Source organism: Vibrio phycocola (assembly GCF_053850235.1).
Genome location: NZ_JBSQDJ010000006.1, coordinates 463,200 through 480,915, shown reverse-complemented (window position 1 = coordinate 480,915; position 17,716 = coordinate 463,200). Strand labels below are relative to the sequence as shown.

Annotated in this window: 17 protein-coding genes and 1 pseudogene; 9 read left to right on the top strand and 9 right to left on the bottom strand. The window is 44.7% G+C overall.

All coding sequences use genetic code 11. The features are described 5' to 3' along the window. Window positions 1-91: 91 nt before the first annotated feature. Window positions 92-1,564, top strand: a complete 1,473-nt coding sequence (locus ACWU4D_RS11165; RefSeq protein ID WP_456051502.1) for an NAD-dependent succinate-semialdehyde dehydrogenase — start codon at window positions 92-94, stop codon at window positions 1,562-1,564. Between the two features lie 45 nt (window positions 1,565-1,609). Further along, a complete protein-coding gene (gene gabT / locus ACWU4D_RS11160) occupies window positions 1,610-2,890 on the top strand; it encodes a 4-aminobutyrate--2-oxoglutarate transaminase (RefSeq protein WP_456051501.1) in 1,281 nt (426 codons plus the stop codon). A gap of 79 nt (window positions 2,891-2,969) precedes the next feature. Here the strand turns inward: gabT and ACWU4D_RS11155 are convergent, their stop codons facing one another. Continuing rightward, entirely contained in the window at window positions 2,970-3,587 is a 618-nt protein-coding gene (locus ACWU4D_RS11155; protein WP_456051500.1) for an HAD family hydrolase, read from the bottom strand. Window positions 3,588-4,279: 692 nt separating this feature from the next. Here ACWU4D_RS11155 and ACWU4D_RS11150 point away from each other — a divergent pair. From ACWU4D_RS11150 to fghA, 7 genes and pseudogenes are all read left to right on the top strand, one after another. Next, window positions 4,280-4,921, top strand: a pseudogene (locus ACWU4D_RS11150) (amino acid ABC transporter permease); the annotation flags it as partial. Window positions 4,922-5,095: 174 nt separating this feature from the next. After that, window positions 5,096-5,800, top strand: coding sequence for an amino acid ABC transporter ATP-binding protein (locus ACWU4D_RS11145; RefSeq protein WP_456051539.1), 705 nt, complete (start codon window positions 5,096-5,098; stop codon window positions 5,798-5,800). Between the two features lie 14 nt (window positions 5,801-5,814). Then, window positions 5,815-6,669, top strand: coding sequence for a phytanoyl-CoA dioxygenase family protein (locus tag ACWU4D_RS11140; protein WP_456051499.1), 855 nt, complete (start codon window positions 5,815-5,817; stop codon window positions 6,667-6,669). Between the two features lie 40 nt (window positions 6,670-6,709). Continuing rightward, on the top strand, window positions 6,710-7,555 hold the full coding sequence (locus ACWU4D_RS11135) for an ABC transporter substrate-binding protein (protein ID WP_456051498.1): 846 nt from the start codon (window positions 6,710-6,712) through the stop codon (window positions 7,553-7,555). Between the two features lie 50 nt (window positions 7,556-7,605). After that, entirely contained in the window at window positions 7,606-8,337 is a 732-nt protein-coding gene (locus tag ACWU4D_RS11130; RefSeq protein WP_456051497.1) for a class II aldolase and adducin N-terminal domain-containing protein, read from the top strand. Window positions 8,338-8,458: 121 nt separating this feature from the next. Beyond that, a complete protein-coding gene (locus tag ACWU4D_RS11125) occupies window positions 8,459-9,589 on the top strand; it encodes an S-(hydroxymethyl)glutathione dehydrogenase/class III alcohol dehydrogenase (protein WP_456051496.1) in 1,131 nt (376 codons plus the stop codon). Between the two features lie 106 nt (window positions 9,590-9,695). Beyond that, window positions 9,696-10,535: an S-formylglutathione hydrolase gene (gene fghA, locus ACWU4D_RS11120; RefSeq protein WP_456051495.1), complete on the top strand. Its 840-nt coding sequence runs from the start codon at window positions 9,696-9,698 to the stop codon at window positions 10,533-10,535. A 68-nt stretch (window positions 10,536-10,603) separates the two neighbouring features. On the opposite strand, the gene ACWU4D_RS11115 is transcribed toward fghA, so the two are convergent. From ACWU4D_RS11115 to ACWU4D_RS11080, 8 genes are all read right to left on the bottom strand, one after another. Then, window positions 10,604-11,152 (bottom strand): DUF3156 family protein, encoded by a 549-nt coding sequence (locus tag ACWU4D_RS11115; protein WP_456051494.1) that lies wholly within the window; start codon window positions 11,150-11,152, stop codon window positions 10,604-10,606. A gap of 27 nt (window positions 11,153-11,179) precedes the next feature. Beyond that, a complete protein-coding gene (locus tag ACWU4D_RS11110; protein ID WP_456051493.1) occupies window positions 11,180-11,506 on the bottom strand; it encodes a P-II family nitrogen regulator in 327 nt (108 codons plus the stop codon). 33 nt (window positions 11,507-11,539) lie between these two features. Next, entirely contained in the window at window positions 11,540-12,991 is a 1,452-nt protein-coding gene (locus ACWU4D_RS11105; RefSeq protein ID WP_456051492.1) for an APC family permease, read from the bottom strand. Between the two features lie 206 nt (window positions 12,992-13,197). Continuing rightward, complete coding sequence (locus tag ACWU4D_RS11100; RefSeq protein WP_456051491.1) at window positions 13,198-14,328, bottom strand: NAD(P)/FAD-dependent oxidoreductase; 1,131 nt, start codon at window positions 14,326-14,328, stop codon at window positions 13,198-13,200. Between the two features lie 57 nt (window positions 14,329-14,385). After that, window positions 14,386-15,780 (bottom strand): FAD-dependent oxidoreductase, encoded by a 1,395-nt coding sequence (locus tag ACWU4D_RS11095; protein ID WP_456051490.1) that lies wholly within the window; start codon window positions 15,778-15,780, stop codon window positions 14,386-14,388. Further along, complete coding sequence (locus tag ACWU4D_RS11090) at window positions 15,773-16,078, bottom strand: (2Fe-2S)-binding protein (RefSeq protein ID WP_456051489.1); 306 nt, start codon at window positions 16,076-16,078, stop codon at window positions 15,773-15,775. The genes ACWU4D_RS11095 and ACWU4D_RS11090 overlap by 8 nt, the downstream gene beginning before the upstream one ends. 48 nt (window positions 16,079-16,126) lie before the next feature. Then, window positions 16,127-16,528, bottom strand: a complete 402-nt coding sequence (locus tag ACWU4D_RS11085) for a Rid family hydrolase (protein ID WP_456051488.1) — start codon at window positions 16,526-16,528, stop codon at window positions 16,127-16,129. An 11-nt stretch (window positions 16,529-16,539) separates the two neighbouring features. Continuing rightward, a complete protein-coding gene (locus ACWU4D_RS11080; RefSeq protein WP_456051487.1) occupies window positions 16,540-17,679 on the bottom strand; it encodes a tyramine oxidase subunit B in 1,140 nt (379 codons plus the stop codon). Window positions 17,680-17,716: the final 37 nt, after the last annotated feature.

Here is a 17,716-nt window from a genome sequence, read left to right as displayed (position 1 = left end):
TTCAAACATAGCGTTAAAAGTTTAATATTTAACCGCGAATGTATTTACTATTCAATAGAAAAATACTCAGCACTGGAGGCACAGACAAAACATGGACAGCAAACAACAACCCGATTTACACGACGCACAACTACTGAAGTGCTTTTCTTATATCAATGGAAGTTGGCATAGCAGTGCCTCGCAACTGGATGTTACGAACCCAGCAAATGGAGATATCGTAGCGACAGTAAGTAACGCGGGCATTGTTGAAACCGAACTCGCAGTGAAAGCCGCCAAAGAAGCTTTAGCATCATGGTCGGCGAAATCAGCCAATGAGCGCGCAATTGTATTGAGAAACTGGTTCAACTTGATGATGCAACACCAAGATGATCTGGGCAAAATCTTAACCTTAGAGCAAGGCAAGCCACTCGCAGAAGCAAAAGGCGAGATCGCATATGGGGCCGCTTATATTGAATGGTTTGCTGAAGAAGGCAAGCGTGTTTACGGAGATACCATCCCTGCGCCATCTGGTGATAAACGTATCATTGTGATTAAACAACCTGTCGGTGTTGTCGCATCAATTACACCGTGGAATTTCCCCAATGCCATGATTGCTCGCAAAGCCGCTGCAGCTCTTGCTGCCGGTTGTACATTTGTTGTACGCCCAGCGACGCAAACGCCTTTATCTGCTTTAGCCATGGCAGAGTTAGCTGAGCGAGCTGGCATTCCAGCTGGTGTGTTTAATGTTGTCGTTGGTGATGATGCGAGAGGAATGGGGAAAGTCCTTACTCAGCATCCAGATATTGCCAAATTTACGTTCACCGGTTCTACCGCTGTCGGCAAACAACTCATCAGTCAGTGCGCAACAACCGTGAAAAAAGTCTCCATGGAACTCGGTGGCAATGCACCATTTATTGTCTTTGACGACGCTGATATTGACGCAGCGGTTCAAGGCGCTATGACATCAAAATATCGCAACGCGGGACAAACATGTATCTGTAGCAACCGAATTTTTGTTCAACAGGGCGTACTCAATGAATTTACAGAAAAATTCACGGCAGCTGTTACCGAACTTAAACTAGGCGACGGCTTGGATGAAAATACCCAAGTGGGGCCAATGGTCAGTAGCGCTGCCGTTCTTGATGTCGATACCCTAGTGAACGATTCCATCGCAGCAGGTGCCACGCTGATACTTGGTGGCAAGCAAGATGCTGCAGGTGATGCTTTTTATCAGCCAACCATCTTAACGAACGTCACTAACGAGATGCCTGTCGCTAAGAACGAAATATTCGGGCCAGTCTCCCCTATCATCGCATTTGAAGATGAAAGTGACGTTATCACTTTAGCCAATGATACCGAATATGGCTTGGCCGCCTATTTTTATGCTCGAGACATTGGCAGAATTTGGCGAGTAGCCGAACAGCTCGAATACGGCATGGTCGGTATCAATGAAGGGGCCATTTCAAATGCCGCTGCTCCTTTTGGTGGCGTCAAACAATCGGGTAATGGGCGTGAAGGGTCTAAATATGGTTTGGATGATTACATGGAAATTAAATACTTGTGTATGGGTGGCCTAGGTCGCTAATCGCCTTTTTAATTATCTGTTAGTACGATTAATGAGAACAACATCATGAACAATTCTGAATTACAAACAAGAAAAAATGCCGTCTTCGCTCGCGGCCAGGGTAACGCCTATCCCGTCTTTGTTGAAAAAGCCGAGAACGCTGAAATCTGGGATGTCGATGGCAACCGCTATATCGATTTCGCCACTGGCATTGCAGTATGTAATACCGGGCATAGCCACCCAAAAGTCACCAATGCCGTAAAGAATCAAGTCGAAAAATTTAGCCACACTTGCCTGATGGTCAACCCTTATGAAGTTGCGGTTGAATTGGCGGAAAAGTTGGTCAAAATCGCACCGGGAAATTCAGAGAAGAAAGCGGTCTTCTTAAACAGTGGCGCTGAAGCTGTTGAAAACTGTGTAAAAATTGCTCGAGCTCACACAGGTCGTCGAGGGGTTGTTGCATTTAATGGCGCGTTTCATGGCCGCACCAATTTAACCATGGCGATGACCGGTAAAATCACTCCATACAAACATCTATTTGGACCTTTCGCCGGTGATGTATATCACGTGCCCTACCCGATTGAACTCCATGACGTCTCAGTAAAAAGTGCACTGACTGCGCTAAAAAATCTATTTAAAGTCGATATTGATCCATCTGATGTTGCGGCAATCATTATCGAACCGGTTCAAGGTGAAGGTGGCTTCTATTCTGCGCCTACAGAATTTTTAGTTGCTCTACGCAAGATATGTGATGAACACGGGATTGTATTGATTGCAGATGAAATCCAAAGTGGATTTGGTCGTACTGGCAAAATGTTCGCGATAGAGTATTCCAATGTCGAACCAGACCTTGTTTCAATGGCAAAAGGTATCGCAGGTGGCTACCCACTATCGGCCGTGGTTGGAAAAAGTGACATCATGGACGCACCGTTACCTGGGGGTTTAGGCGGTACATACGGTGGTTCTCCGGTGGGTTGTGCGGCTGCTTTGGCCGTATTGGACGTGATTGAAGAAGAGAATTTAGTCCAACGTTCAAACGAGATTGGAATGATCTTTAATAAAAAGCTCAATGCGCTAAAAGACCAATTCCCAGATCAAATCCTTGAGGTTCGCAACCAAGGATCGATGATCGCCCTTGAACTGGTTTCTAATGGGGATGCCGATCAGCCGAATACCGAGCTTACCAAAGAGATTATTGCTAACGCACAACAATATGGTTTAGTGCTGTTAGCCTGTGGATTCTACGCCAATGTGATTCGTTTCTTGCCAGCATTAACGATGACAGATGAAATCGCAGAAGAAGGTCTTACCAAATTTACTGAGCTATTTAAAGCATTAGCTAAGTAACCTCAATCTCCAGTTATCAGGTTGTCACACTTGATAACTGGGTTTTCATCTCAATCGAATTCACTCGATTAAACCGCTGTCACTCTCCGTATTGAATTCCATACTTTGCAAACGTTGCTTTGATATCATCTGGCCCGAAGACACGTTCGGCATTGAGGCCTAATTCGCGGGCTACGAGAACATTCTTGTCGCCATCATCAAAAAACAGAATCTCTTGCGGTTGACAGTTCAACGCAGTAATCAGCTTTTGGTAAATCTCGACGTGAGGTTTCATAACACCAAATTCGATGCTAGTGAAAGGGTTATCCAACAAAGGTAAAAAGCTATTGCGTTTAACCAGCATATCCAAATGGAGGACGTTGGTATTGCTAAGTAAGCTCAAGGTATAATTCGGTTTAAGCTTTTCTAACATCTCAACAATGCCAGGGAAGTCATCTTGGACAATATTGCGGTAACAATGCTCAAACTCCTCGGGTGTCACCACGAGGTTATTTTCGTCCATCAACTGCTTTCTAAACGTATCAAACTCAATTTCACCTTCCTCAAACGCCGTTGCGGCAGGTGAATTAGCCCAACGCTGATGCATTTCTTCAAATGGAATATCTTCTCCCAGTAATTTTGACATTTGACCGTGCCAATCGATTTGTACCAGTACACCACCCATATCAAATACGAGATGTTTAATTTGTGTTTTCATCAAGGTTCCTTTTGGCTGATTTCGATGTTTTTATAATATGAATAAAAGTGAAACAAAGATGGCGTTATTAGCAGATTCTATATATTTAAGTACGCTACTAATGTTCAGTACTTTTAAGACATTAAAATTCTAATCCAATTAATAACGCTTACACCAATTATTTATAGACAATAAAATTATAAGAAAGCCCCATACCTAACCACAGAGTATCGACAATAACTCTTCATTTCGACTCCAACGACGTATCTGCATAAGTTTTTTTCAAGCAAATCTTCCTACACCTAACACTAGAAATGGCGCTAAACCCTGCTGTTCTAGCGACTTAGGGACAAGGTTCCATTTTAGAAAATTATCCTCTTACAGAGAACAACGCCCAATCGTGATGCACGTTCTAATTACCAGCCAATATCTAACTATCAATCACTTTATTTACCTTGCGCTTAAATTCGTGCATAAATGAACTATTTTAGGGCAAGATAAATAAGCAATAAAATATAAAATTTCGGTCATCTAAGAATATTTTTCGTTACTAAAAAATAACGATTGAATAGTTTTTTTTAAACCATGAGACAAAAAAAAATAATTGCTACCAATACAATTTCAACGACATAGTAATTACACAAATTTGAGGTATTCATGATTAAAATCAATATTGAGTTTTATTAAATATACTAGGGAAAGGTAGCAGATTTATGGTGTTTGATTGGAACTATATGTTCAGTTTATTTAGTTTGGCTGATTTCTGGTTAGCAAGTTGGACTGTTATAAAGTTAAGCTTGGCCACATGGATCCTCAGTATTATCTTGGGTTTTGTTCTCGCATTAGGAAAGCAATCACGATTTGCGATTCTATCAACACCGTCAAAAATTTATATTTGGTTCTTTCGTAGTTTACCGCTGCTCGTTCTCTTAATTTTTGTTTACAACATACCCCAATTAATCCCAGCAACCAGTGTGATATTGGCTGACCCTTTCACCGCAGGTTTGATTGCAATGGTTTTATGTGAGAGCGCGTACGTCGCGGAAATTCACCGTGGTGGCTTGTTAGCGGTTCCTAAGGGACAAGGAGAAGCGGCCAAAGCATTGAGTATTCGCTTTGTCGGTATTCAATGGTTGATTGTCATTCCTCAAGCATTGCGTGTTGCACTACCCGCTTTAGCCAATGAATATATTTCAATCGTTAAGCTTACATCACTGGTATCGGTCATTTCTTTAACCGAAATTCTAATGGTGGGGCAACGTCTCTATAGTCAAAACTTTCTTGTTCTAGAAACCATGTTTGCCGTAGCAGTGTATTACGTGTTTATCGTGACAGTGTTCGATTTTCTACTCACTCGTTTAGAACAATACCTTGATGTAACCAAAGGGACCGATACAAAAAAACCATCAGATGAATTCATTAAACAAATCCAGAGCACACCAGCTCCGTTAACAGACTCTGTTGAAAAATTTAATGGACCAGCGCTTAACGCGACTAAGTTACATAAAGCCTATAACAATGTCGAAGTATTGGGTTCAGTTAATTTAAGCATTAAGCCAGGTGAAGTGGTCTCGGTTATTGGGCCATCGGGCTCAGGTAAGACAACATTAATTCGATTACTGAATGGGCTTGAGCAACTAGATAATGGTGAGATTGATATCTACGGCCAACCTTTTTTGAAGCTATCGCGCCACGGCTCTGCAAAATCTCGCTTAATTGAGCACCCAGAGCATCAAAAGAAAATAGGTATGGTGTTTCAGAGCTTCAATCTATTCCCTCATTTAACGGTTCTAAAAAACTTAATGTTGGCCCCAAGCTATAACAAAATCGCGTCTAAGCAAGAGCTAGAAACACAAGCCTACCAGCTATTAGATAAAGTCGGGATGTTGGATCACGCGTGGAAATACCCACATCAACTTTCTGGTGGTCAACAACAGCGAGTGGCTATTGCGAGAGCACTGATGATGAGACCACAGATCATGCTTTTCGATGAGCCAACCTCGGCATTAGATCCAGAAAAAGTAAATGAAGTACTGCAAGTCATCGAAGACTTAGCAAAAGAAGGGATCACTATGGTGATTGTGACTCATGAAATGAACTTTGCCTTCAAAGTCTCAGACCGTGTCGTCTTCATGGAACAAGGTCGGATCGTTTGTGATGAGCCCCCTCAAACGCTACGTGAAGGCAATAACCCTCGCGTCCAAGCTTTCCTCAAGGATGTATCTTTTACCTAAATAAGGAGTGACTTATGATTGAACAATGGCAGATAGATCAATACAACGAACAAGGCTTTCTCGTCGTTGAAAATGTGTTAGACCAAAAAGAAATTGCGGCCCTTCAAAACGACTTCGATACATGGGTAGAAGAGAGCCGTCAACACATGGAACCTTGGGGAGAAACGCTGGATGGCCGTGCTCGGTTTGATATCGAAAGCGACCATACTGCCGATCACCCATCGTTGCGACGAATTACGTCACCCACTGAAATATCTGATGCATTCAAGCACGTTGCACTTGAATCCAAAGTTGCTCAGATAGCAGGTCAACTTGTAGGAAGTAAAGGGGCTCGATTACACCATAGCAAAGTGAATTCTAAGTTACCCCGCACTGCAACGGTTGTGAAATGGCATCAAGATTTCCCATTCACACCCCATAGTAACGACGACTTAGTAACATGTTTATTGATGCTAGGGGAAGTCAATGAAGCTAATGGGCCATTACAAGTCGTTCCAGGGAGCCACAAAGGTCCTTTATTCTCCCACTGGGACGGCGATAAGTTCACCGGCACCGTAAACGAAGATGTACAAGAAACACGCTGTAAAACGCCGATATCTTGTTATGGATCGCCCGGCACAGTTTGTTTCATGCACACCAGGTTACTGCATGCTTCAAGTCCTAATGAATCCGATTTACCGCGCACGATTTTCATCAATGTTTATGCGGCGGAAGATGCGTTGCCATTTGGGTATAACCCTCTTCCTAGCAGTGATTCAGGCACCATAGTATGGGGCTGTGAAAGTGGTGAGATTCGTACTACAGAAAACACCATGAAGCTGCCCCCCAAGCCAGATGGCGCTTCATTTTTTGTTCAACAAGCGGACTAGTCCGTAACTTTTTTAACTCACATTAATTAAAGGAATAATTATGACAATCACTAATCGCACTCTACAGAAAGCTATTCGTTCTGCGACTATTGGCCTTATTGGCACAACCTTGGCAATAAGTTCTGGTAGCGCATTAGCGTTTAAAGAATCCGGTAAAATTATCGCCGGTTCTGATATGACATTCTTCCCGTATGAGTACATGGAGAACAATAAGCCAGCTGGATTCGACATTGAATTTCTTGACGGCCTTGCAAAAGTGATGGGGTTAGAAGCTCAAAACATCGATACACGTTGGGCAAATTTAATTCCTGGGTTACAAGGTGGTCGCTTCGATATTACTAACTCCTCGATGTACATTACCGAAGAGCGTATGAAGGTGATTGATATGATTCCATACTTAAAAAGTGGAGAGTCTATCATCGCTATCAAAGGTAACGAATATCAGCCTAAAGTACCTGAGGATTTCTGTGGACACAAAATTGGGTCAATGGCGGGTACCGCTTGGTTGAAACAATTGCAAAAGCTTTCAGTAGAATACTGTGAAGCCAACAATTTAGAACCAATTATGATCAGCGAATATCCAACTGACCCTGAAACAACACAAGCAGTGCTTTCTCGAGCCGTAGAAGCTCAGATCACCGATGCCGCAGTTGCTAAAGGCATTATTGACAAAGTTGGCAACCGCGTTGTGATTTCATCTGAGACTCTGATTTACCCTGTCCTTAATGGTTACGGTGTAAAGAAAGGAAACGACGAAGTTAAAAATGCGCTTATTGAAGGATTGGAGAAGTTCAGCAAAACGCCTGAATACACCGCATTACTGGAAAAGTACAGCTTCCAAGCGCCAACCGCTGAAGACATTGAAGCTCTCGTCCCTAAATCATAATTATGGAAGCTGTGCTCAGAGAAATCTGAGCACAGCTTTTGGAGTCTATTGTGGCACTTTCAATTGAAGAAGAATTACGCATCGATCTCGCAGCATCACTACGCATTGTTGCGAGTTTAGGGATGCATGAAGCGGTCGCTAACCATTTCAGTGCTGCGGTTTCCGATGATGGCAAACAATTTCTAATCAATCCAAAATGGAAGCACTTTTCACGTGTACGCGCGAGTGACCTATTATTAGTTAACGCTGATGATGAATCGAGCGCCGAACAATTTGGTGTTGATAGAACCGCTTGGTCGATCCATGGTCAACTGCACAAACGATTACCGCATGTTCGCGTCGCAATGCACCTTCATCCTGTGTATACCACTGCTGTATCTACATTAAAAAATCCAAGTATTCCACCTATTGACCAAAACACTGCTCGTTATTTTAATAGAGTTTCGGTTGATACTATGTTTGGTGGTATGGCTGATACCGCTGAAGAAGGCGCGCGCCTTGCGGGACTGCTCGCCAATAATCGTCGATTATTAATGGGGAACCATGGTGTGTTAGTTGCTGGAGATAATATTGGTGAAACCTTTGACGATATTTGGACACTTGAACGCGCCTGTCAGATTCTTATTACCGCGATGTCTTCCGGCCGCCCTTTGAATATTTTATCCGACGAAGTTGCTGAAAAGACGGCGAGAGATTGGGAAGGTATTAACGATTTTTCGCGACAGCACTTTGAAGAAATGAAACAAATCATGATTGAACAAGATTCTTCTCTGTTAGACTGACCACAAGCATGAATTCAATTCGATACAGTAGCGTTAAAAAATTTACGCCTGACTTATCAATACAATCAATATCTTACTATTTAGAACAATAAGAACGTAGAACACTTAATAAGGAGTTTAAATGACTGATCAATTCATCAAATCCAAAGCTGCAATTGCTTGGGGCCCGAATCAACCATTGTCTGTTGAAGAAGTTGATGTGATGTTACCACGCAAGGGCGAAGTGTTAGTCCGCATTGTTGCCAGTGGCGTGTGCCATACCGATGCTTTTACTTTATCAGGTGAAGATCCTGAAGGTATTTTTCCAGCGATATTAGGTCATGAAGGCGGCGGAATTGTCGAACAGATCGGTGAAGGTGTCACAAGTGTTTCAGTTGGCGACCATGTTATCCCACTTTACACGGCAGAATGTGGCGAATGTAAATTCTGTACATCGGGAAAAACCAACTTATGTAGTGCCGTACGTGAAACCCAAGGCAAAGGACTTATGCCAGATGGCACGACTCGTTTCTATAAAGATGGACAGCCAATCTATCACTATATGGGCTGCTCAACGTTTTCCGAATTTACCGTATTACCCGAAATTTCGTTAGCCAAAGTCAATAAAGATGCCCCACTCAAAGAAGTGTGCTTACTCGGCTGTGGCGTTACAACGGGCATGGGTGCGGTTCTCAATACTGCTAAAGTTGAAAAAGGCGACAATGTTGCGATTTTTGGTCTTGGCGGTATCGGGCTATCAGCGATCATTGGGGCGAAAATGGCGGGAGCAAACCGCATCATCGGAATTGATATCAATGAGAGCAAATACGAGCTTGCGAAAAAGCTTGGCGCGACAGACTGTATCAACCCACGCGATTATGACAAGCCCATTCAAGATGTGATCGTCGAAATGACCGACGGTGGTGTTGAGTATTCATTCGAGTGTATCGGTAACGTCGACGTTATGCGTTCTGCACTAGAGTGTTGTCACAAAGGATGGGGAGAGTCAGTTATTATTGGTGTTGCGGGTGCAGGCCAAGAAATCTCAACTCGTCCGTTCCAATTAGTGACAGGTCGTGTATGGCGCGGTACTGCATTCGGTGGTGTAAAAGGTCGTTCTGAGTTGCCTGATATCGTCAACCGTTATATGGATGGCGAGTTTGCCTTGGATGACTTTATTACTCACACCATGGGGCTAGAAGGTATCAATGACGCCTTTGACCTAATGCACGAAGGAAAAAGTATCCGTAGTGTCGTTCATTTCGATAAGTAATTCTGACGAAAGAAAATTAAATAACGAAAGCGATTAACAATGACATCGAAACAGTCTTAACAACCTCATTAAGGCTGTTTTTATTTTTGGCAAAAGCGGAGCAGCGATGAACCTAGAAAAGATAAGTCAAACTAAAGTGGCGAACGGTTGGCATAAACAATATCAACATGACTCTAGTGCGACAAACTGTACCATGCGGTTTGCCATTTTCTTGCCGCCAAACGCAAGCAAAGAAAACAAGGTACCCGTTTTGTATTGGTTGTCAGGATTGACCTGTGATGATCAAAACTTCATGCAAAAAGCAGGTGCATTTAAAAAAGCCGCCGAATTAGGCATCGCAATTGTCGCACCCGATACCAGCCCACGCGGTGAAGGCGTACCCGATGATAACGATGGTGCCTATGACTTTGGCTTAGGAGCCGGCTTTTACATCAATGCCACTGAATCACCGTGGAACACGCATTATCACATGTATGACTATGTGGTGAATGAACTGCCTAGTCTTATCGAAGCTCATTTTCCTGTTAGCGATAAACGGTCGATCTCTGGACACAGTATGGGTGGTCATGGCGCGCTAACCATCGCGTTAAAAAATCAACAGCGCTTTCACTCGGTCTCAGCATTTAGCCCAATCTGCAATCCGATCGATTGTCCTTGGGGGCAGAAAGCTTTTTCTCATTATTTGGGGAACGATAAATCAACTTGGGCACAGTTTGATGCCAGCGAGTTACTCAAAGACGGATCGACACTGCCGATTCTGGTAGAACAAGGCGAAGCTGACCAATTTTTAGATGAGCAGTTAAAACCCCAACGACTGATCGAGGCCGCAAAGATAAGTGGCGCAGATTTGCAACTCCGAATGAGAGCCGATTATGACCATAGCTATTTTTTCATTAGCAGTTATATCGACAGTCATCTAGAGTTTCATTCGCAATATCTGAAGTAGTTTGACTAGAAACAAAAAGGAACGTGTCTATCTGTCTGACACGTTCCCATCAAAGTATCGATCGCTATTTATATTTTCTGAATATGGGAGCCAATAGTTTTCAACGCTTCCGCCAATGGGAGTATTTGCTCTGGCGGAAGGGGTATGGCGGTGCGGACTGGCGGTATCACCATGTAGGCCATTCCACCACCATAAGGCGTTAAAGTGCATTGAACCATACCGTCTTTTATATCGAAGACTAAGCTATCAAGATCGACCGAAAGCAAGGTCTTTTTTAGCATGTCATCAGCATCTAACGTTGATAAAAGCTGAGCACATTCCTCTCCATTGGCTTTGCCGGTAAAGACACCACCTCGTGACCCCTTGAATTCAATTCTGCCATGACATTGTTCAGCTATTGGATGAGAAAATACAATATTCATTGCGCATGTACCTCCCATCCAACGTTTCCTAAAGTCAGGCCTAATTCTCAAGTTGGCGAGTTCGTCAGGCAAGCGACTGAATTGAACAGTGCCCTCATCTGCTTGAGCCGCATCCCCCCAGTACTGAGAGAATGCTAACGAATGATTGTAAAGAGCGGACTGCGCCATTGTGAAAGCATTGGGTTTTACACTCATAAAGCTCTACCTAGGTTAATGAATCCACTACTCTTCGTCTTGCTCACCGGTACGGATGTTGTAGCTCTCCGCAACTGGGATGACAAACACACGACCATCGCCCCGATTGCCGTCACCGGTACGCGCGGCTTTGATAATAGTCTGAACTGCGTCGTCTTTCAGATAGTCTTCAACCACCGTCAGAATCATTTCTTTAGGGAGATCTTTATAACTGATATCTCCCACTTTAAGCCCACTTTGTCGGCCGCGGCCAATGACAGGCACTTTAGTAAGCGCTTGAATATCAGATTCTGCAAGAGCATCTGTCACTTCGCCTAATTTTTCTGGGCGGATAATTGCTTGAACTAAAAACATAATAAAATCCTTTTTAAATTTGGGATACTGAAATCACACGGTATTTGGGCGCGAGTCCGGTTCGATGCTAAATGTGGCCTGAATACCGGTCGGTGCCAGATCATCGTTAACTTTTTTCCACTCCGATTGCGCTTCTTTCATTTCTAACGGTTGGAACAGAGGCTGTTTAACCACAAACTTCAACCAGACCACCGCATACACTAACGCAAGCACAACCATTATTCCGACAAGGTTATAGATTGCATCCGCCATCTCAGGCACGGGTGCGATATTTAAGATGGTATAACCGATCCCTAATGAACCAAGAACTTGTGGCACGGGATAGAACCGAGTCTTGTATGGACGACGCACATTTGGATAACGGAACCTTAAAATAATGACATTGATATGCGCGATAATGTAACAGAACAACCAAGCGCAACATGCTGACAAAATGTAGACAATTAAATTAGGTGAGTTAGCAATGCCACCGAAGAAAAAAGCGCCAATGCCCCCGGACATGAACAAGATCCCGACCCATGGTGTGCGGAATCTAGGATGAATCTTTCTAAATACTTTAGGTAACTCATGACTCAACGCCATTCCATAAAGCATCCGCGGTACCACACCAATGACGGTATTAATCGTACTGGCACTAGCAAAAATAGATACGATTGAAATCCAAATCATTCCCGGTTTACCTAGCATCGCTAGAGCCATATCAACGTGAGGATGATTAGATGACGCAAGTTGTTCAGCGGGGACATATTTCAATAGTGCAAAACCATACACTAGGTTCACGCCAAAGATCACGATAAGACCGGCAACCATAGCTCGTGGAATATTTTTCTCAGCTCTCTTGGTTTCCTGAGCTAAGGGAGTCACAAACTCGATTCCTATGTATAGCCAAATGGCCAATGCCGTTAAACTAAACACTCCCGCTCCCATGGCGTTAAAAGGAATGTCAGCGAGTTCTGGAGCTGGCAAAGCACCTATCCCTGTAAGTCCAATAATACCTAGTAAAGCAATTGAAATAATCATCGTAAGCGTGAAGAGGATTTGCAAGCGAGCAAAAATATCGACACCAATAATATTCATCACCATAAGGAATCCGAGAATTAGCCCCCCAAGTAAAATGGGTGACAAACTTGGAAAAAAGGTTTCAGTCAGTACCGACCCTGCTACAGTGAGCTCAGCAGGTACCGCCAACAGGTTTGGTACTAAATATCCTAGTAAGGTTGCGACTACGGCGGGCAATGCTCCCATTGCTACACGTGTGTAGGTTCGAATGCCACCAGAAGCTGGCATCATGCACGCAAGTTCTGCGTAACTTTGTGCTGAAAAATGCTGTAGCACCCACGCCGCTATCATGGCAATAACAAAGCCACCGCCCGCTATTCCCATTCCTTGGCCAAGCGACACTAAGGTACTAGATGCCACTACACAGCCAACAGCAACGGCAAAACAAGACCAAAAGCCCAGTGTCTTTTTGAGGTTAGTCCCCATTGTTGTATCTCCTTTACATTTCGTTATGCTTAACATTCCTTCGAAATCTACGTGTTGCTCGTCACTTAGCCTGCGATCACTTCTATTCAATCATTACCGCTATTTGGATTGTGCTCGAAGTTTTTTGAGTGACAAGTTACCCTTGATCCTATTCTTCAACGGCATTTCTGTATTGCAATTTTGCGACATTCCTTTGAAGATAATGCCTATAAAGTCCGCCCTAAAAAGCGTTCATAGCTCAGCCCACTAATATCGACAGACGGGGTTTCATCGCACGCTAATTCGGCTAATACGGTACCGACCGAAGGTGCGATCCCAAAGCCATGCCCTGAGAGTCCACACCCCAATATTAATCCTGGAACATCCTCAACTTTGCTTAGAACAGGGACTTTGTCTTCACATAAATCAACAATGCCAACCCAACTTCGCACCACTTTCGCGTGTTTCAGCGCAGGAATATAGCTAAGAATTCCACGACAGGTGTCTGCTGTTGCTTCTATTGGTGTATGGTCCGAACTCTGTTTAACAAGGCTTGAATCTAAAGGTGAACCGCCACCGAAAACAAACGACCCATGACTCGTCTGATGACCATAAAAATCCGCCATCGCAGTGCCGAGCATTTGGTAGAACATTGGTGGTTGTGCGTCTGTTATGAGCGTATCCAAAGCAATGGGTTTCATTGGCACATCGACGCCAACGGTTCGAGAAATTGGCCGACTTTCAAGGCCTGCCGCTAAGACAACTCTGTCTGCTTCAAAGATACCACCAGCGGTCACCACCGTACGCAACTCACCGGCCACCATTTTCAAAGAGAGTACATCTTGTCCGGTTAAAAAGGTGACTCCGAGCTTTCGCGCAGCATTATGGAAAGCTAACGTCGTCTGTAGCGGATTAGCATGACCATCACTTGGGCACCAGCTCGCTCCAATAACTTCATGTGACAAATGTGGGCAAATTTCTCTGACTTCTTCACCGCTGACCATCTTTACATCGAGCCCTTGACCGACCGCGATCTCAGTTAAGCCCTTAAGAATATCGATATGGTCATCCGTTTTCCCTAGACGCAAATTACCATGTTGGTAGTATTCGACATTTGTCCCTAACTCTTCTGAGAGGTTCGGCCACAAGTTTTCAACGCCGTACATCGCCAATGGAAGTTCGCGTTTATCTCGCCCTGATTGGCGCACCCCACCCCCATTGCGGCTGGAACCGCCGTACCCCATAACCTGGCTTTTCTCCAAAACGATGACCGACTTTCCTTTTTTTGCCAAATAGTAGGCGGTCGAGCAGCCGATGATTCCGCCGCCAATAATGATGACATCTGCATTTGTCTTCATGTTGTCTCTCTTTTGCAATGATGTGAAAGAGCCGAAGCTCACTCCACATACTCTAAGTCAGTCACTCTCACCAAACGTCATGTTGGCAAACTGTTCTATGCTCAAAGGCTTCAATGGCGTTCGAACGCGCATCGTCCCAACGTCAGTGATGTCAATCGCACAGTTATCGGCAATGATTTCTGAGATCGTTGCGGCACACATCCTTCCTTGGCAAGGGCCCATACCCGCTCTAGTTCGAGCTTTGATTTGCGCTGGATGACTTGCTCCTTGAGCTATCGCTTGACGAATTTGCCCTGCGGTTATTTCTTCGCAGCGGCAGACGAGTGTCTCATCATTTTCAGGGACCAAAGCCTGCCGATTAGGTGGAAAAACATGATCAAGAAAAGGTCGAATGAATAGTTCCTTGTTAAGGTTAACTCTATGCTCTTCCGCTATATGATCACGTTTCAGTTGATTAATTTTTTCCAGCTTGTAAGCACTATCAATCGCAGCCAAGTGACCCCTAGCCGCCGCCATTGGACCGCCACCAATTCCCGCTGAATCACCGGCAATGGACACACCATCGACACTGGTTTGCCCCCATGAATCGAGTTTAGGTTTCCAATAGCGTTGTGGTTCGTACCATTCATGTTCGCAGTTAATTGAATGACTAAGACGCAAGTTCGGCACCACCCCTTCGTGCAGCAAAACAGTTTTTGCCGCGATATCCATCTGCTTGTCACGACAGGTAAAGCGCAACCCCTGAGCTCGTTCGTCACCGGTCACTTCGAGATCACGACAACCCATATAGAGAGGCACACCAGCACGTTTTAGCTTTAATCGCATCAGCAAACCTTTTACGAGATAATCACTACGTAAAAGCGCTTTCGGCATAAAGGGAATAGCTTTGAAGTAATCACTAAAACCTGCGGTCTCAACCATCGCTGAAATGTGCACACCATTGTCAACGAGGTGACAAGCGGCCAAGAGCAACAACGGCCCGCTACCTGCGATAACCACTGGCTCATCGGGAACCATGTCAGCGGATTTGAATAAAATATCAGCGGCCGCAGCCCCCATAACACCAGGTAATGTCCAGTTTTTCATTGGAACCGGACGCTCTGCAGCACCAATGGCAAGAAGTAGTCGACGGCCTCTTACTCTTTGTGTCTTTCCAGCAGATAAGAGATCGACATCGAATTGATTGGCAATATTGAGTACCGTGGTATTTGGCATATAATTCACAGCCGAAAGTCGAAAAGCTTCGATAAGTGGTTTTCCGGCAAAATAATCTTTACCAAGTACATGTGTATTTTCGGTACGGCTGCGCTCCATTGAACGATAGATCTGCCCGCCGGGTTCGGGTTGTTCATCAACCACCAAGACGTTTAGCCCGAGATTGTCGGCAGTGACCGCAGCAGCGACGCCACCGGGCCCAGCACCAATGATGATAAGATCGTAGATTTTACCCATTCTCCAACACCTTCTTACCGTTCTGACGATTTACGACCATACCGTCGTACACTTGTATCGCACACGCTTGTTGATTAGGGATACCATCGATCTCCATTAAGCATTCAAAGCAAACCCCCATCTGACAATATCCAGCTCGAGGTGCTCCACTTATCGGCGAGGTTCGGTTGTAACCCGCCCCCGCCGCCATGACGGTAGCAAGAACCGTTTCACCGGCCGGAACTCGTAACGGCTCGCCTTCAAAAGTGATGGTCACACACTCTGTATCTGAGGGGCTGTCATGTAACCTTTTCAACATATTTCACTCCTTACCGACATGAAGAGGCATCCGTATCGCGGTCATTTATTACTCTTCGCACACTTCACAATCGAGCATGGCTTCAAGCTCAATCTCAACAAACTGAGTTGGACGATTGAGCTTTGGAGTTTCGACCATAGTGAACAACGGGCAAACTCCCTTGAAAAACTCACTGTAGGCGGTCGCGACATCTTTTGCTTGCCCCATATCAGTCACATAAACTTTCACTTTATAGACATCTTTCGCCTCGGCATCGGCGCGTTTGAGTAACTCAATAAATCGACCGAATATGTATTGAGCCTGTTCATAAGCCGTGCTGCCAAAGACTTCACCATCAGGCTGTACAGCGGTTGTGCCACCAATCATAATTCGGTTGCCGATTTTGACCATTCGCGAGTAACCAGCGTGTTTCTCAAGAGCAGAGCCAGTTGAATAATTGATACGTTGCATTCTATTTTTCCTTATTTAAGTACTGGTTCATCCCAGAGGTTCAGTGACACGCCAATTCCTTTTTCAACGGCGTTGCGATAAATCTTGGTCGCCCAAGCAACATCTTCCACTGGCATCCCACCAACGGATAACACGACTATTTCGTCATCACTTTTACGACCAGGGGTAATACCCGCAACAATGTTTCCAAGATCTTCGAGCTCATCGCTTGTCAATTTTCCTTCATGAATTGAGTCCATGAAACGCATGCCCACAAGGGGGATATGGTTGTGTGCAGGTTTCGGCACTTCTTCATACCAGGCCTCATATAAACCCGTGTTATCCAGCACTTTTCGGACATCGGAACCTTCCATGCCTTCATCCAGTCGACAGCTTGCCGGCATCGCTAAAAATGCACCTGGTTTGACCCATTCACGTTTAACTTCCGGGTAGGTCATGGGGTCTCCGGTTTCTCCGGAATTACAGTAAGTCACTAAGTCGGAATCGCGTACAACATCTTCAACGGAGTCCACCACTTTCACATTTGTGATTTGCGGGTATTCAACGGCAAGCCAAGTAATGAAGCTGTCCATACTCGCTTTACCACGCCCTTTGATTTTGATCGTATCGACCTCTGGGCAAGCTGCCATAAAGGCGGCCACTGTCGTTTTACCCATTACGCCCGGTCCAAGTAGACCAATGACCTTCGAATCTTTGCGTGCTAAGTAACGAGCACCAACACCGGGTATCGCACCAGTACGGTAAGCAGAAAGTAAGTTCGCCGACATATAAGCCAATGGGGCACTGGTTTCAATATCGTTTAGAGTAAACATAAGAATGGATCGAGGCAGTCCTTTCTCTCGGTTAGCTATGTTCGAGCCATACCACTTAACACCGCACGTCTGAAAATCACCACCAAGATACGCGGGCATTGCCATTAAACGGCGGTCAGCGGTAGGTTTTGGCATGGTCGGGAACTGAGACTCTTCAGGGAACGTAACCATGGCTCCGTGTGAATCACTATTTGGGCCTGCCATGCGATAGTCCCCTTTTTGCAAAAGAACAAACATCTCTTCCATCGTATCAACGCAACTGGGCATATCGGTCACGCCAGCCTTAATCATGTCTGGCTCTGAAAGGTATATAAAATCAATCTTAGTGTTCGCTGACATATCATCACCTATATCCATATAGTTTGTTTTCGCCTGT

Coding starts and splice junctions, on each gene's coding strand:
- ACWU4D_RS11125 (WP_456051496.1), top strand. CDS start 8,459: ATGACTGATCAATTCATCAAATCCAAAGCTGCAATTGCTTGGGGCCCG.
- ACWU4D_RS11110 (WP_456051493.1), bottom strand. CDS start 11,506: ATGTTTTTAGTTCAAGCAATTATCCGCCCAGAAAAATTAGGCGAAGTG.
- ACWU4D_RS11155 (WP_456051500.1), bottom strand. CDS start 3,587: ATGAAAACACAAATTAAACATCTCGTATTTGATATGGGTGGTGTACTG.
- ACWU4D_RS11135 (WP_456051498.1), top strand. CDS start 6,710: ATGACAATCACTAATCGCACTCTACAGAAAGCTATTCGTTCTGCGACT.
- gabT (WP_456051501.1), top strand. CDS start 1,610: ATGAACAATTCTGAATTACAAACAAGAAAAAATGCCGTCTTCGCTCGC.
- ACWU4D_RS11085 (WP_456051488.1), bottom strand. CDS start 16,528: ATGCAACGTATCAATTATTCAACTGGCTCTGCTCTTGAGAAACACGCT.
- ACWU4D_RS11105 (WP_456051492.1), bottom strand. CDS start 12,991: ATGGGGACTAACCTCAAAAAGACACTGGGCTTTTGGTCTTGTTTTGCC.
- ACWU4D_RS11165 (WP_456051502.1), top strand. CDS start 92: ATGGACAGCAAACAACAACCCGATTTACACGACGCACAACTACTGAAG.
- ACWU4D_RS11140 (WP_456051499.1), top strand. CDS start 5,815: ATGATTGAACAATGGCAGATAGATCAATACAACGAACAAGGCTTTCTC.
- ACWU4D_RS11115 (WP_456051494.1), bottom strand. CDS start 11,152: ATGAGTGTAAAACCCAATGCTTTCACAATGGCGCAGTCCGCTCTTTAC.
- ACWU4D_RS11100 (WP_456051491.1), bottom strand. CDS start 14,328: ATGAAGACAAATGCAGATGTCATCATTATTGGCGGCGGAATCATCGGC.
- ACWU4D_RS11080 (WP_456051487.1), bottom strand. CDS start 17,679: ATGTCAGCGAACACTAAGATTGATTTTATATACCTTTCAGAGCCAGAC.
- fghA (WP_456051495.1), top strand. CDS start 9,696: ATGAACCTAGAAAAGATAAGTCAAACTAAAGTGGCGAACGGTTGGCAT.
- ACWU4D_RS11090 (WP_456051489.1), bottom strand. CDS start 16,078: ATGTTGAAAAGGTTACATGACAGCCCCTCAGATACAGAGTGTGTGACC.
- ACWU4D_RS11095 (WP_456051490.1), bottom strand. CDS start 15,780: ATGGGTAAAATCTACGATCTTATCATCATTGGTGCTGGGCCCGGTGGC.